The organism is Methanobacterium sp. BRmetb2 (genome assembly GCA_003491285.1).
GTDB lineage: Archaea > Methanobacteriota > Methanobacteria > Methanobacteriales > Methanobacteriaceae > UBA117.
In genome coordinates this window covers 936185-952016 of sequence record CP022705.1, presented here as the reverse complement: position 1 = coordinate 952016, position 15832 = coordinate 936185, and the positions used below count along the sequence as shown (strand labels likewise).

General features: G+C 34.1%; 18 protein-coding genes. 5 read left to right on the top strand and 13 right to left on the bottom strand.

What is annotated here, in order from left to right:
- Positions 1–3 precede the first annotated feature (3 nt).
- Positions 4–882: a diaminopimelate epimerase gene (locus CIT01_04895; protein ID AXV37578.1), complete on the top strand. Its 879-nt coding sequence runs from the start codon at positions 4–6 to the stop codon at positions 880–882.
- A gap of 94 nt (positions 883–976) precedes the next feature.
- Positions 977–2377, top strand: coding sequence for a hypothetical protein (locus CIT01_04890; GenBank protein ID AXV37577.1), 1401 nt, complete (start codon positions 977–979; stop codon positions 2375–2377).
- A 104-nt stretch (positions 2378–2481) separates the two neighbouring features.
- On the opposite strand, the gene CIT01_04885 is transcribed toward CIT01_04890, so the two are convergent.
- The 13 genes from CIT01_04885 to CIT01_04825 all read right to left on the bottom strand — a co-directional run bounded on the left by CIT01_04885 (position 2482) and on the right by CIT01_04825 (position 12318).
- Positions 2482–3072 (bottom strand): methyltransferase, encoded by a 591-nt coding sequence (locus CIT01_04885; protein AXV38727.1) that lies wholly within the window; start codon positions 3070–3072, stop codon positions 2482–2484.
- 14 nt (positions 3073–3086) lie between these two features.
- Positions 3087–3917: a hypothetical protein gene (locus tag CIT01_04880; GenBank protein AXV37576.1), complete on the bottom strand. Its 831-nt coding sequence runs from the start codon at positions 3915–3917 to the stop codon at positions 3087–3089.
- Positions 3918–4046: 129 nt separating this feature from the next.
- Complete coding sequence (locus CIT01_04875; GenBank protein ID AXV37575.1) at positions 4047–5186, bottom strand: hypothetical protein; 1140 nt, start codon at positions 5184–5186, stop codon at positions 4047–4049.
- On the bottom strand, positions 5187–5855 hold the full coding sequence (locus CIT01_04870; protein ID AXV37574.1) for a hypothetical protein: 669 nt from the start codon (positions 5853–5855) through the stop codon (positions 5187–5189).
- A 53-nt stretch (positions 5856–5908) separates the two neighbouring features.
- On the bottom strand, positions 5909–6217 hold the full coding sequence (locus CIT01_04865; GenBank protein AXV37573.1) for a 4-carboxymuconolactone decarboxylase: 309 nt from the start codon (positions 6215–6217) through the stop codon (positions 5909–5911).
- Between the two features lie 15 nt (positions 6218–6232).
- A complete protein-coding gene (locus CIT01_04860) occupies positions 6233–6430 on the bottom strand; it encodes a transcriptional regulator (protein ID AXV37572.1) in 198 nt (65 codons plus the stop codon).
- A gap of 58 nt (positions 6431–6488) precedes the next feature.
- Positions 6489–6920, bottom strand: a complete 432-nt coding sequence (locus CIT01_04855; GenBank protein ID AXV37571.1) for a hypothetical protein — start codon at positions 6918–6920, stop codon at positions 6489–6491.
- 144 nt (positions 6921–7064) lie between these two features.
- A complete protein-coding gene (locus CIT01_04850) occupies positions 7065–7931 on the bottom strand; it encodes a 16S rRNA (adenine(1518)-N(6)/adenine(1519)-N(6))-dimethyltransferase (protein ID AXV37570.1) in 867 nt (288 codons plus the stop codon).
- A 50-nt stretch (positions 7932–7981) separates the two neighbouring features.
- The gene (locus tag CIT01_04845; GenBank protein AXV37569.1) at positions 7982–8560 is read right to left on the bottom strand and encodes a DNA-binding protein; all 579 of its coding nucleotides are present in this window, start codon (positions 8558–8560) and stop codon (positions 7982–7984) included.
- A gap of 44 nt (positions 8561–8604) precedes the next feature.
- Positions 8605–8937 carry a DNA-directed RNA polymerase subunit F gene (locus CIT01_04840; GenBank protein ID AXV37568.1) on the bottom strand — a complete coding sequence of 111 codons (333 nt, stop codon included), beginning with the start codon at positions 8935–8937 and terminating at the stop codon, positions 8605–8607.
- Between the two features lie 4 nt (positions 8938–8941).
- Complete coding sequence (locus tag CIT01_04835) at positions 8942–9235, bottom strand: 50S ribosomal protein L21e (GenBank protein AXV38726.1); 294 nt, start codon at positions 9233–9235, stop codon at positions 8942–8944.
- Between the two features lie 256 nt (positions 9236–9491).
- Entirely contained in the window at positions 9492–10718 is a 1227-nt protein-coding gene (locus tag CIT01_04830; GenBank protein AXV37567.1) for a tRNA pseudouridine(54/55) synthase Pus10, read from the bottom strand.
- A gap of 271 nt (positions 10719–10989) precedes the next feature.
- Positions 10990–12318, bottom strand: coding sequence for a signal recognition particle protein (locus tag CIT01_04825; protein AXV37566.1), 1329 nt, complete (start codon positions 12316–12318; stop codon positions 10990–10992).
- Positions 12319–12821: 503 nt separating this feature from the next.
- Between CIT01_04825 and CIT01_04820 the strand changes: the two genes are divergently transcribed.
- The 3 genes from CIT01_04820 to dph2 all read left to right on the top strand — a co-directional run bounded on the left by CIT01_04820 (position 12822) and on the right by dph2 (position 15730).
- The gene (locus tag CIT01_04820; GenBank protein ID AXV37565.1) at positions 12822–13946 is read left to right on the top strand and encodes a hypothetical protein; all 1125 of its coding nucleotides are present in this window, start codon (positions 12822–12824) and stop codon (positions 13944–13946) included.
- A 154-nt stretch (positions 13947–14100) separates the two neighbouring features.
- Positions 14101–14670: an adenine phosphoribosyltransferase gene (locus tag CIT01_04815; GenBank protein AXV37564.1), complete on the top strand. Its 570-nt coding sequence runs from the start codon at positions 14101–14103 to the stop codon at positions 14668–14670.
- 40 nt (positions 14671–14710) lie between these two features.
- On the top strand, positions 14711–15730 hold the full coding sequence (gene dph2, locus CIT01_04810) for a diphthamide biosynthesis enzyme Dph2 (protein ID AXV38725.1): 1020 nt from the start codon (positions 14711–14713) through the stop codon (positions 15728–15730).
- Positions 15731–15832: the final 102 nt, after the last annotated feature.

Here is a 15832-nt window from a genome sequence, read left to right as displayed (position 1 = left end):
TCAATGAGTGAAGAAAAGTTTATATTATTTTCAAAAATGCAGGGATTGGGAAATGATTACATTGTAATTGATGAAACTAAAGAAGAGATAATACCTGAGAATAAAAAGCCGGAATTTGTGGAAGAGACCTGTCAGCGAGGATTTTCGATTGGTGCAGACGGTGTGATATTTGTCTCTCCAGCTACGGTAGATGAGGCAGATATAAGATTTAGAATATTTAATGCTGATGGCAGTGAAGCTGAAATGTGTGGAAACGGCATTAGATGTTTTGCCAAATTTGTCTACGAAAATGGGATCAACCTCAAAGAAAGAATTAAGGTGGAAACTCTGGCTGGAATTAAAATAGTGGAAAACAAGTTAACAGGCAGAGAGGTCATATCCTCAAAGGTAGATATGGGTACTGCAACATTTAAAACAGAAGAAATTCCCATGATCTCTAAATTAGATGAATTTATTGACCAGGAACTACCTTTAAACGATAAAAATATTAAATTAACTGCGGTGAATGTTGGAAATCCCCACACTGTAACGTTTACTGATAATCTGAAAGAAGTGGATCTAGAATCTTTAGGACCAGTAATAGAAATGCATGAAAAATTTCCACAAAGAATAAACGTTCATTTTGTCAGTATTACGAGTCGAAGTGAGATGAAAATGATAACCTGGGAACGTGGCACAGGAGTGACCATGGCCTGTGGTACTGGTGCCACAGCATCTGTTATTGCAGGTTATAGGCTCGGAAAACTGGATAATAATGTATTAGTTCATCTTCCTGGTGGAGAACTTAAGATAGAGGTATATGAAAAAGATGATACTTTAGGTGCTTATATGGAAGGAGATGCAGTTTTATCCTTTGAAGGAGTTATCAATGTTCAAATTTGAAAAAAATAGCTGATTACATTTTAAAAAACCGGATAATCCTAATCCATAAATTATGGGAAATTTGTTTTATAAAAATTAGACATGGGGGAGTTGAATGGAAATACCTAACTGGTCAGAAGATTTGGAGGGAAATGGAGTGCCTTATATTAAAAAAAGCCCTCCAGGTCCTGTTTCAGCTGGTTATATAATTAAGTCCAAGAAGTATGTAACATCATGTTGGGCAGGTAAGAGATGTGAATTAGTTGATGGTTGGGATCTTCCACTAACAGTTAAAAAGGTGGCCAATTCCCTGATTCAAGATGTGGATAATAATGTTTTCATAGACCTTAATGCAGGCATATCTACCATGAATTTCGGTTACAACAACCCGGAGATCTGGCAAAGATCAACGGATATCATGGAAGAATATGGAGTCAGGGGTATATTTCCCTCTAATGACTATAATCTACCCTTAATGATAGATACGAGTAGGGAAATTTTAGAAACCGTACCTAAAGGGGAAATTTACAGGGTACATTATGCCTGTGATGGTACTGAGGCTAATGAGGCTGCAATAAAAACTGCAGTTAGTTATACTGGTAGAGAGTGTATTGTGTCATTCATGGGTGGATTTTACGGTCGTACCATGGGTTCATTATCCTGCATGGCCCAGAAGGCTGCTGATGCTCAAACTTTCCGTTCCCTGCGTTCAGCAAATATTTACTTCACAGAAGGCGCTAACTGTCCCAACTGCATGTTCTGCGACGATCCAGATGATTGTGCCGGCTACTGTATCGAGCACATGCTCAAGGATAGGGTATTATCTTATCAGGTAAATCCCGAAGAGGTGGCGGCATTTATTTTAGAGCCCTACATCACTGGTGGACTCATGCACCCTGCACCGGAGGAATTTATCAAGGCTGTAAGGGAAATATCTGAAGATAATGGTATCTTACTTATATTTGATGAAGTCCAATCAGGCATGGGTCGTAGCGGTAAAATGTGGACTCATGAACATTATGGTGTGAACCCAGATATATTCACCACTGCCAAATCTTTTGGGGGAGGGGTGGCTCCCTTAAGTGCTGCAATAATTAAAGATGAGATAATGGAGGATATTCCAGCGTACCATGGATCAACCTATGGAGGAGCTCCAATAGCACTGGCCGGTAACATGGCTGCCCTGGAATATATGCAGAAATATAAATTACTGGATAGAGTGAATATTCTTGCCAATATTATAGAGGAACGGTTTAATGAATGGAGAGAGTTGGATAAGGTTTACCAAACTAGGGGATGGGGTCTTTTGAAGGCAGTGGACTTTCGTGAATCTAAAGGTAAACCATTAACCCAGTACCGAGATACGATTAAAACAGAACTCTTTAAAAGAGGAGTGGTTACCATGGGTGGAGGACAGGGTAGATATCTTTCCATGCTTAGAATTATACCGCCATTTACCATTCCAAAAGATCAATTAAAAACTGCTTTAGATATATTTGGAGAGGTAATTTCATAATTTATTATTTTAATACCTCCAATTCCACCTAAACTCTTCTTTGATGAATTCTATTTTACTTAAAATTGATAAGTGTGCGCTCTATTACATTCTTACTAATTTTCTTAAAGAAAACCACTTATAACTACCACTTCCTCAAAAAAGAATCTTTCAGACGCAGTTATTTCCACTTCGAAACCGTCGTTTTCCAATTTTTTAATGGTTTTTTCAGTATTGGATAGTGAAGATTGTACCAGCTGCACCCGACCCCCATGATTTAGATGATCATTTACTTTATCTAAGAAGAGATCAATAATTTTCCGGCCATCTGCACCACCATCCCATGCAGCATTTAAATGCTCATCTATTTTTTCATCTTCTTCAGTGGGTAGATATGGAGTGTTAAATAAAATCAGGTCAAACTTCTCATCTTTCACTGGATGAAATAGATCTCCTGATCTCACCTCAACATTATATGTATGGTTTAATTGAATATTATCTTGTGCACATTTCACTGCATAAGGATTAATGTCGGTGGCCACTACATTTTGGACAGTTTGGGCTGCAGTCAATGCAACCAGCCCAGCTCCAGTTCCAATTTCCAGCACCCTGTCACATTCATTGATAATTAGATTATCTGCTAATAGAAAGGTATCTTCAGCAGGTATATAGACATTTTTGCATGTTTTAATTTTAAGGCCCTTATATTTAATCATAGAATCCTCAAACATTATTTTTTCAGTTTTTCCAGGGTTTTCCAGCTTCCTTTCCACAACAGACTCACACCTATAATTACCATAAGAATCGAGGACCAGATAGATGAGATGGGACCAATAAGTCCAATGCCCGCTAGTTGCAAAGAATCCTTAAAACCATTGTTAAAGGCGTGGTAAACTGAAACCACAGCTAAACTTCTACTTCGAGACCAGATGTATGCAAAAATAACACCTAAACCGAATACAGTCACTGCGGCCCCTAATATTATAGATAGGGCCACCATTCCTCCACTGACACTGGTAAGTACGATCCAACCAGTTGCAAGGGCAGGTATATGCCAGGCCCACCAGATAATGCTGTGCAGTAAAACTGCCCTGCGTGGAGTGTACTTTTCGGCTAGGTGGGGTAACATGTAACCTCTCCAACCAAATTCCTCTCCAAAACCAGGTATTATAGTAGCCACGATGAGCGTCCCCATCAGTATTAAGAGTTGTTCCCAGCTCATACCACCAAGAAAGCTGCTATAACCCAGTCCAGAATCAATAATGGCAGGAAACACATATAACAAGAATGCCAGACCAATAACTAGAACATAATGGATAGGTTTTCCCCAGTTTAATCCAGAATTGGCAAAACCCTGCTTGAAAACAAATCTATCTGCCAAAAATGTACCTACAGCTACCATTATCATGGCAATAGAATTAAATAAATATATCCAGAATAATCCTTCACCTATAATAGCACCTATAATAAAAAAAGGCCATGATAATCCAAAAACAATCATTATAAATATCAGAAGCGAAAATGGACGCCCCGAAGTTCTATTTTTATTATTATCCATCATAGTCCCTCTGCCACATTTTTATGCATTTAATTTTTATTAATTAATATAAATTATTTTCCATTTTAACAGAAACTTATAGAGGTTTATCAACCATTTTTTATCCATAATACAGGGGTAATATGCTTAAAACTATTTTTTAAACATTTCCTTATATTTATTTTCACCAAATAGTTTTATAAAACGGGCCTGATCTTCTGCAGATAATTGGAATGCATCTGGACGTTTATATCTTTTACCAGCATATATGTCTTCAGCTTCTTTTATTAATTCTTCAGGAGGACTATGGAAAGGTTTACAGTATGTATGAACCTTTTTTATTAATTCCAATGTTTCATCAGAATACCAGACTCTCCGGGCATGATATTCATTAATGAAGGTCTCATGATCAAATATATCCTCCCATTTTAATTCGAAGTAGTTATAGAATATTTTTTTCCGAGCTTTGAGTATTCCGGGGTTACATTCTTGAGTTCTTTTAATGTTTTGCATAGTATACATTTTACCACGTAGATCTGCCCATCTTTCATCCTGTGGTGCGAAATTACCGTAAGAATCAAGCCAATCATAAACATTATCCAGTAATCTTTCCCATAGTCTAATTATCATATGCCATTGGTTTATTTTTGGTTTATATGTCCATTCTATCTTTTGCCGATTTAAACCAAATTCAAAACTATCTGGAACTTTAAAAACGGATTTGGAGGCTAATTCATCAAATTTTTTCAGTATCTTCTGGTGTATTTCCACTTCCAGAGGTAAATGCATGAGTTTAGCAAATTCCACATCTTGCAAAATAGCATCTCTTACCACCATACTCCCGTCCAGAGCTTTGTTCAATCCTTTTTCCTCAGAAATTCTTAGGAATACAGGATAAGATACTCCAGAATTTCCCAGTTTTATTAGCTCTTTAATGGGTTCTACGAGTTTTTCAGAATTTGGAGTCTCTTCTAAACTTTTTAAGGCATTTTCATAAGATTCTAATGTTTTTTGAAGCAATATCTCATCAGAATTTCCCTTTGAATATTCTTCTTTAGCCATTGAAGATAAGAGATTAGAATAGGCAGTGCTGAATTCAATAAAAAGATTTTCAGTAGTAAGTTTTGCAGTATATGCTGCCAGATCATCCATTTTCAGTGCCAGAGATTCCATTCTCTGGAGGGTGTTTTTCATTTTATCATAATATTCGCCACTGGCTCTTCCTTCTACTTCTTTTAACATGTTTCGATAAGTATCAAGAATAGGATCAACCATATTTTTATCAACAGGCATTTAAATCCCCCTATATATCTTAAATTGCTCTATCCTTTTCCTGACAACTTCATCACTAACAGGTATTAATCTTCTATTCCTTTCTTCCCAGATTAAATCGAAATCAAATTCCCATTGTGGATCCCAATTATGTGCACTTGGCAGAACATCATTTGTCCAATTTTCACGCCCTAAACTGATCATTTCCTGAGGGTATTCATGATTTATTTCGTTCTGCCACTTTTCTGGAACTTCTGCAGATTTATAAACTTCAATCTCTTCCAGACTTAAAAAATCATTATAAAAATAGTCAGTCATTAAATCAATACTGATTTCAATGTTTACATCTGCCTCTATTTTTGAAACAGTTTCCACCAGTTCCATGTCTGATTCCATTGAATCAATTATTTCCAGAATTCGTAGTGGGGCTTTTAGTTTAACGTATTCTTTTAGTTCTTTGAGATGTTTTTTTCGTGCAGTTTCTTGATCTTTAACCAGTGCAATGGCATTTTTCACTGTCAGATTATTTTCTTCTATTTTTTTGCCAAATTCGTCAAGATTTTTGGAATTACTTATTGCATTATACAGTGATTTTTCTGTTTCAAATGAATTTTTGTATAGGGGGTTGTTTTTATATTTTAACATCCGAGATCTATAATATTTTATATATTCTTGGTGGCGTTGGTCCATTAGTATAACTCCTTTTTAAGTTGATTTGATATATGTTTACTATAAAAATCGAATTATTCAGTTCTATATACTTCTAAAACTGCTGGAAGAGATTCCAATACACTGCTAAGTCCAGATAGATGTAAATTCATCACAACAGCTCCTTTAACCTCTTCAAGTGTGGCTCCCATTTGTCGGGCCATGGCAGCATGCATCTTAACCCCAATTACATTATGGTTAGATGTCTGAATGGCAATATTAACGAGTTGTTTGGTTTTAGGATCCAGGCCAGGCAAGTCCTTTTGGACTTCCACCAGTTTATTAAAACTTGCTGCTAGTTCTGGACATTCTTCTTGAAATATTTCAAAAGGGTTTTTATTCATTTTAAACACTCCGGCTTAATTTTCAATTTCAAAAACTTCTTCAATATACTTTTTCTTTAAAGCTAGGGTTATTTTATAGGCTAAAATGAGTGAAGGGTTATATTTCCCTCTTTCAAGTGCTATTATAGTTTGTCGTGTAACATCCACAATATTGGCTAGTTCCTGCTGCGTTAAACCCATCTCTTCTCTGAATTTTCGGATATTGGTTCTCATGCTTTCATTACCAATATTTAATTATAGTTATTTTAATCTAAAAGATAAATAGATTTGATCAGTCATGTTTACCCAACCAGTAGTTACTCACTGCTTTTATGATCACACCTATAATTAAAGCCCCTATGAGGAAAGGATCTACATATAACTTATGATGCAGGCCATAGTAGAGGAGTTCTATCAAAACTCCTATGACCAGCACCAGCATCATTCCCCATGCAGCATTCCTTTCGGCAATGGCTTCGTGCATTCGTTCTCTTTCGTCTTTTTTGAGTTTCCACATTACATCCACTAGGTCCAGGAATAAAAATGTTAGCCATCCACCAGTAATTATCAGGCGTTGGGTGGTATTCCAGAAGGGCAGGGTTTGGATTAAAACTAGGATTGAAAGGACGCAGATCAGATAAACTGCACCCTGCCATGTTTTAATGTTTAATCCCCAGCCACCATATTTTCTTCGACTGAACCATTCAGGTTTGGCAATTATCATATAATTTCACCTCCATGTAAAAAATATGTTACATATGTAAAAAATAGTTTACATCATATTTAAATTTTGGGTTTGTTACTCTTTTAAAAGTTTGAAAATTGAAAAAAGAACATAAAATAAATACTCTTAATAAATTTCTTTAAATCATTTTAAATCTAAACTAGTTTTTAAAAAATTAGAAATATCTAAAATCTGTTCAGGTGTTAATTTAAACACTCTCTCATTTCCTAAATTATCACTTAATTCATTTAAAATCTCTTTTACCTCATCCTTCTCCACTTCTCCGATCTCGTGAAAAGATTCCCTCAAAGCTTTCCTGGCTTTTTTGCGCCGGTGCTGAAAAAGAGCCCGGCAAACCGAGGCAAAAAAATCGTCAACTTCAACATCTCTAAGGGGAACCAACTTTACAACTGATGATTCCACTTTAGGATGAGGAATAAAAGCTTGAGGAGGCACATGATCCATTATTTCCACTTGAACCTTAAAGTGTAGCATTACTGACAGGCGAGAATAGTGTTTGCTTCCCACAGGGGCATTCATGCGCTGGGCAAACTCTTTTTGATACATTAAAACTGCCAGATCAAAATCATATTCTAGGAACTTAAAGGTGATAGGGGATGAGATTTGATAGGGCAGGTTAGATACAATCTTATTAAAATAAGGAAAATCAACAGAAAGAGCGTCTTCATTGATCAATTCCACATTTTTTAATCCTTCTTCCTCTAATCTCTCTTCCAAAATATTATGGATTTGGGTGTCATGTTCAATGGCCACTACTTTTCCTACACGACGAGCCAAGGGGAGAGTTAAAGTACCAATACCGGGACCCACTTCCAAAACAGCATCTTCTGAACTTAAATTAGCAAAATTAAGTATTTTTTCCCTTTTAAAATCATCAATAAGATAATTTTGGCCTAAACGGCGGTTCAAATGGATTCCATGAGATTTCAAAATATTTTTTGTTTCTTGGGCCAGAGAAATTGCCCCTGGTTCTTTACCGAGTAGGGACATTCCATTTTACTCCTAAAAAATAATATAAAATTTAATAAATAAAAAACAAGTTATCTTCGTGGTTTGGGAGGTCTTGTAAAGAGTATATACTTCCTTTTACCTTTTTTCTCAGGGGTGGCTTCCAGTTCTAATAGTATTCTTTTTACCATGAGTTTCACTGGATCGGCAAGCATTGGTACTCGATCCTTAATATCTTCAAAACTATCGAATTTTTTCTCTTTACGGGCATTGAGAATATCCCACATGTGCTTTTTCCCGATTCCGGGTAAAAGCTCAAGTTGATGTAATCGTGTACTTATAGGTCCGGATTCATTAAAGAATTCTATGAATTTATCTTCGTTAGCCTTTATTATTTCTTCTACAACGTAATTTAATTCCACTCTAGCGGTGGCGGTTAAATCATCGTATTTAAGTCTTCGGTTCACCCTGGCGATTTTATCCCTTTTCCCAGATCCAATGTAAACCTTTTCGTGTATATCCAGATCAACATTCTCTTTGGGGATAAGTTCAAGAAGGGTGAACTCCTCCTTACCGATAGCTTGCGCTACTGGTTTTCTTTTAAAGGAGGGTAAACCTTCCTTAACATAACCTAGAGGAAGGTAATCAAGAATAATTGCATATTCTTCCATTCAATCACATCTGTGATTTTACCAATTAGGTAGTCGAAATATACCTATTCTTGGTATTTTTTAACAATTTCTAAAATTTTTTCTAAATCTTCTTTTTTTATAGGGACCCTTTCTTTTGCAAATATTAGTCTCAAATCTGCTAGATCTTCTGGCATAATGTCAGTTATTCGAACTGCATATTTTTTCTTCACTATCTCCAGAAGTTCTTCCACTAATTTCTCTGCCGGCTCTGTATCCAATTTTGAAAATTTACTAACGTGATCCATGGTTAAATTTTGCTCGTAGGTGAGTTCATGTGATTCTGAAAATTCTTCGAGCATATTTTTAACTTCGGAAATTGTGATAGGGTCAGTTTCCACTACTTTTTTTCCGATCATGAAATCACTCTTGAATTTTAAGATGTTCAGGTCTTATGATTAATTTTTTGGCCTTATTCCCATCATTAATCTCTATAATGTAAGCTCTACCTCTTTCATCCACTACTTTGCCAGTTTTACCATGGAATCTGGGGTGTGGTTGTCCTTTTTGGATACTAGGGTCGATTATGATGTGAACAATATCATTTTCATCAAATTTCTGTATTTTTTTAGTTATAGGGTTTGTACGTGTCTCTCTCACACTTTTTTTAAGTTTATATCGGGTTTTACTTCTTGAACCTCTTGATCTTCTCATTATTAAACCTCCACGAATCAACCTCATCTTAGAAGTTGATAAAAAATGATTTTATCTATAAATTTTAACTTCAAAAATAGCCTAATGTCCTCTTTTATAATCCAAATGTATGGATTAAATGATTTCAGTATTAAACTTAAAATCTTGATTAAATGGGTATAATAAGCTTTTAGAAGTCTATAATATTATTGTTACTAGTTATTTTATACAGTTAAAGTTTGATTTTTAGGTGTTGTTATTAATATATTTTAGCATTAACTTAAATGTTAACATCAAGCACATTCAATTTCTTGCACTTGGCATGTTTCTCAAGTAGTTGGGAAACACTTGGTTTGGTTCGATCCTCATCTCCAGATATAAGTTCTTTTATGTACAAACCGCCTTCACATTCAATAACAAGTTCTAATTCCTTTGGATTAACCATTTTTACTTCTATATGTTTTATACTCCGGATTCTTATTTTATCTGCTCTTCTATGTGACACACGTATTGGTGTTCTTTGATGTATAATTTTTAAAGATTTTAATATTTTTAATTTTTCTGGTGCAACTTCTTCATCTAAAGTCACCCGAGCTAAATAAACTTTGTAAGTATCTTTGGAGGAAGATTTAATGACGCTGCGCCGATCTTTTTCAACAAATTTTAAATCCAGGACTTCCACTTTTCCATGGGCACTCTTATTTATCTTTTTTTCTAAATCTTCCAAGTCAATTTTTCTTTTTAAGGGCTCTTTAATTTCAAGCACAAATGGACGACCATTTCCAAGCATTTTAACATCTATATCTTCTCTTCCGGCGCCGTGAAATTTAGAAATATTTCCCTTAGTCATTTTCAATGCTTCTGGTTCTATTAATTCTTCTACAGATTCTGCGTACATTTTACCAGTATAGTTGCAGTAACCACAGCCCTTTCCTTTACATTTTCTACAAGGCCATTTTGTTTGAGGTATTCCTCGTATAAGCTTCCTATAACGACCTTCTATAAATAAAGGGTTGATTTGAATTTCTATATTATCATTTAAAAAGTCTACCAATATTATTATCTCAGGAGTGTCAAATTCAACTTCTTTTCCAGTCTTAAGTGAAAGTTTTTTACCTATTTCTCGGTTTAGTTCTTTTTTTATATTTTCAACATCTAAACCCAATTTTTCATGTAAATTCTCTTCTTTTTGAATTAGTTCTTTAGAAACCCGAGTTCCAACTAAAAATGTTGAAAATTCGACACCAACACTGTCGATTTTTTTTATAACCCTTTCTATCAATTCAGGAGTGATTTCTTTAATTATATCTTGACATATATAGCACGAATCCGAGTTTAAATTATTATAACCCTCTTCAGCGAGAATTTTCTTTATATATTGGCCTCTTTGTTTGTTGTCTACGCCTTCTATTAATTTAGAGAAGTTCCTACCTAAACAATTATTGCATATTTCCCCATCAGTAATTTTCATTATTTGTAAGGCTTTATCTTTAATTTGGGAATCCATTTCCACATCACCTATAAATTAATATTAACAACCCGGCAGTATTAAATGGTTAGAAGAGTTTTATTCTGCACATCATTGGTTAAAAGTTTTGAATAAAGCATGGATTTAAAAAATTATACTTAAATTTTTTAGTAATAGCAAAAAAAGTATAAAAATTCTAAAATTCAGGTTGCTTATTGTCTTTGAGATAATATAAATAACTTCTACATTCACCTTATCATCAAATTATATGTATCCATATATCCATTTTACAATAGAATCCAAGTTTTGTTTATTTCATGAACTGTCTCATCATTTGTCCCAACGGACCGCCCATTTTTCTTCTTCCAAAACCTTTCATGGCTTTTTTTGTTACATTATAATATTTAAGAAGCTCTTTAACATCCTCATTTCGCATACCTGAACCTCTGGCTATTCTCTTAACCCGGGACTGTTTAATCACTTCAGGGTGTTGAAGCTCGTATTCAGTCATGGAGTTCATTAATACCTTGTATTTGTCTATTTTTTCTTCAGTCATTTGCGAAGCATTTTTAGGAAGTTTTCCTCCACCAGGTATCATATTCATTACCTGTTGCATGGGTCCCATTTTTCCCATCATGTCAAACTGGGAACGCATATCTTTAAGGGTGAATTTACCACTTAAAATGGCATCCATAGTTTCCATGCTTACATCTTCATCTGCGATCTCTTCTGCCTTTTCAATAAGGCTTTTAATATCTCCCATTCCTAAGAGTCGAGAGATGAATCGTTCAGGGTCGAATGCTTCGAAATCATCAACTCTTTCTCCAGTACCTATGAATTTGATAGGTGCACCAATTTCTGAAACTGCAGATAACGCTCCACCACCTTTGGCAGAACCATCAAGTTTAGTTACAATTATAGATCCAACTTCAGTAGCTTTACTAAATGCCTGGGCCTGTTCTCTGGCTTGCTGTCCAATAGTTCCATCAATGACCAGTATTGCTTCTTCAGGATCCACTACTTTTGAAAGTTGTTCCATTTCATCAATAAGATCTTTTTCATCTTTATGACGTCCAGCAGTATCTATAATTACAACGCTTTGTTTTTTAAATTCTTCCAATCCGGCACGGGCCAGTTCAAGAGCATCTTTGTTTTCAGGATCTCCATATAGGGGAACATTCATATCTTCAGTGAGTTGTTTAAGCTGTTCGTATGCAGCTGGTCTCCATGTGTCGGTACATATGATTGCCGGGTTGAAGCCTTTTTTCTGGAGGTACTTGGTGAGTTTTGCAATGGTGGTGGTTTTACCACTACCTTGAAGTCCTAGGAACAATATTTTATATGGTTTTCTGTCAATTTCGACTTCAACTGGTTTTTCACCCAAAAGTTTAACCAGTTCTTCATAAACAATGGTTATTATATGTTCTTTAGGTGTTATTCCCTTAGGGGGTTCTTCTTTAAGCGCACGTTCTTCTATGGATTTAGAAAGATTGAATACTAAATTAATATTAACATCAGCTTGGATTAAAGCCCTTTGGATGTCTTTTATGGCTTCTTTTACCACTTCTTCATCAATAATGGACATTCCAGCCAATTTTTTCATTGTTTTGGTTAAATTTTTTCCGAGATTACCTAACATGGTCACCCTCGTTATACTTGAATGCAATAAATTTTATAAAAATTAGTTTTATATGAACTTTTAATAACATTATATAATTTTACTTTACTTTAATTAATTTATGGATCGATTTTATAAGTAATTTCTCCATATTATTATAAATCAATTATTCTTCTTTTAACATACCTTTGGTTTAAATAAGAATTTTTAAGTCACTTTTTACTCTCTTTGAATCTGATTATTTTTTTTTAAAAGTTTATATGGAATTTATAAATAAAAGCGTGATTATAACGATTTAAAAGAATTATAATAATCATATGACAGATTTTAATTTTAATTTCTTATCTAAAAAAGGGGAGTTAATAGAGTTAGATGTAAATCTTTCTAAAACTTATTGTATTAGGGGTTATATAACACTTTAAATAATATCTATTAATGACAAGAATACTTTCATTATAAAGATAATTAATCATCAGTTCAGATAAAATAATTATTGGATTAACAGTTTTTAAGGGGGTCGTTTAATGGATAATACCTCAAATAATACTTATTTAAGTCAAATTGTTAAGAGAACAATTTCTCTGGCTAAATTAGAAATCGAACAGCAGAATTTGAATGGAAATCTTAGCTTGAGATCTGCTATTTTAGATAATTTGCAAGTATCTCTATTTGTCCATGATATAGAGGGTAATATTTGGTATGCTAATAAAAAAGCGCTTGAATTAACCAGTATTGCAGAAGAAGAAATTTCAAAATATAATTTCTATTCTATGGATGTTAGATTAAACCCAGAAATCCATGAACGACGCATATCAAAATTACATACTGATGGTAAAATCGAGTTTATAATTGATAATTTTGTAGATGATGATCCTAATTTGCAGTTAAATGTTAAAGAAAAAATAATAAAAGTTGGCAATGAAAAACTAGTTTTGAGTATAGTTGAAGACTCACAAAGGGTAGAAGATAGTATTCTTCAATCAAAAACTGAAGAATGCGAAGTAGAATCCCTAAAAACAAAAGTTGAACTTGAAAAAGAGGAATATGCGTCACCTATTCCACAGAAACAAACTTCAAAAATAGTTAAGGATAATTTAGATTTAATTTCAAGCCTGATTAATCTTCAGTCGAGATATTCTAAGGATACTGGAACAATTAATGTTTTTAGAGAAATTCAGAACAGGGTTAGAGCCATTACTTTGGCCCATGAAAAGCTCAGATATTCAAATGAACAGCCAATGGTTAATTTCGGAGAATATGTGCGAGGATTAACCCGCAGACTTTTTGATTCATATAAAGATTCGATACAAGTCATAGACCTTAAAATCGATATTCCAGATGTTTACATGGATATGGAGACTATAATTCCTTGTGGGTTAATTGTTAACGAACTTGTTACTAATTCCATTAAATATGCATTTTCAGATGAAAAGGGTCAAATAGAGGTCATATTTGATTTGGATGATGATTTTTTTTCTTTGACACTTAGAGATGATGGTAAAGGGCTTCCAGACGATTTTGATTTTACTAAAGCAGATACTTTAGGTTTGCAGTTAGTAAACAATTTAACTAATCAGTTAAATGGTAAAATTCAATTGGAAAAAGGCCCGGGCACTTCATTTCGTGTGACTTTTCCTAGAAAAAATTGAGGAATTTGGGAGTTAAATTCTTTTTTTAGTGAATATCACTATTTTTTAAATTGAATTCCCCAAATATTTAATGTAGGTGAAGTAACAAACATTAATTGTTAAATAAGATTTCAAGATTCACATAACTATTTTTTATACAATAAATGGTGATAACATGTTGGAAGAATTAAAAAAAAGTCTGATCAAATCGCCTATTGTTAAGAAGGGCGAGTATAACTATTTCGTGCATCCTATAACCGATGGAATTCCATTAGTAGAAAGTAAAATTTTACGGGAGGCTGCAGAGGGAATAGCAAAATATGGAAATTTGGATGTAGATAAGATTGTATGTGTTGAAGCAATGGGAATCCATATTGCTACTGCACTATCTTTAAAGACAGAGGTACCCTTTGTGGTGGTTAGAAAAAGATCTTATGGCCTACCAGGTGAGGTGGCTGTGCATCAAGTAACTGGTTACAGTGAAGGAGAATTATACATTAATGGTATTAAAAAGGGTGACAGGGTTATCCTTATCGATGATGTGGTAAGTACTGGAGGGACCATCATAGCGGTTTTAAATGCTCTAAAAAATATGGGTGTGGACATTGTTGATGTAATCACCGTCATCGAGAAAGGGAAAGGAAAAGAAATTGTAAAAAATGAAACTGGATTTTCAGTTAAAACACTCATTAAAGTGGACGTAGTAGATGGAAAGGTAGTAATTGAAAAGAGTGTAGATGATTGATTAAGCTAAAAATATCGTTATAAGGGACTTGTTGATTTTCATGTTTAATTATGATTTTAAGATGGAAGAAATCATAGAAAAAATTAAAGAATTAAAAGCTAAAAAAGTAGCTTTACAGTTTCCGGAAGGTCTTAAAATTTATGCAACTACCATTGCAGAAGAAATAGAAAATAAAACTAATACTAAAGTTATAATCTCTGGTGATGCTTGTTATGGGGCCTGTGACGTTGTAGACAAAGATATGGGGGGTATTGTAGATCTTATTGTGCATTTTGGCCACACTCCTCTGCCTTTAGATTATAAAATACCAGTGCTTTTTGTTGAGGCCAATTCCTTGATCAAAGTTGAGGATACTATGAAAAAATCCCTAAAAGATTTAGATGGATATGATAAGATTGGTTTAGTTACTACCACTCAACATTTGAATCGTTTAGAAGAAATGAAGACGTTTTTAGAGGATAATGGAAAGAAAGTATTTCTAAAAAAAGGGGTAGGAACTTCAGAAGGACAAGTATTAGGTTGTAATTTTTCATCTATAAAGGATCTGCCAGTGGATGCATTTTTATATGTGGGGGGTGGTAATTTCCATCCGCTAGGAATCAAACTTTTCACAGGAAGACCGGTAATAATCGCTGATCCTTACATGGGAGATGTCCGATCTATTGATGAATTTTCAGATAAAATTCTCCGGGTTAGGTTTGCTAAAATTGTCAAAGCAGGGGATTCGGATAAATTTGGTATTATTGTGTCTTCTAAAGAGGGGCAGTTTAGATTGGAATTGGCTTGCAGGTTAAAAGAAATGATTCAAAGTAGTGGAAAGAGTGCAGAAATAATTATGATGGATAGTATTTCTCCCACTTTGTTGATGGCTTATAGGGATGTGGATGCCTTTGTTATAACAGCTTGTCCTAGAATTGCGATAGATGATTCTAATATGTATGAAAAACCGTTGATAACTCCTCAAGAACTTGAAATTGTTCTGGATAAAAGGGATTGGTCAGACTATGAAATGGATGAGATTAAATATGATGAGAATGAAAACATGATAAACTCTATATAATAGTAAGATCTAAAAGTTTAATTCCTAAGTTTATTTATAATACAAAAAGTTAATATTATTTTCTAATATTGAATGATTATTACTTTTTTAAGTCGAGGTGAA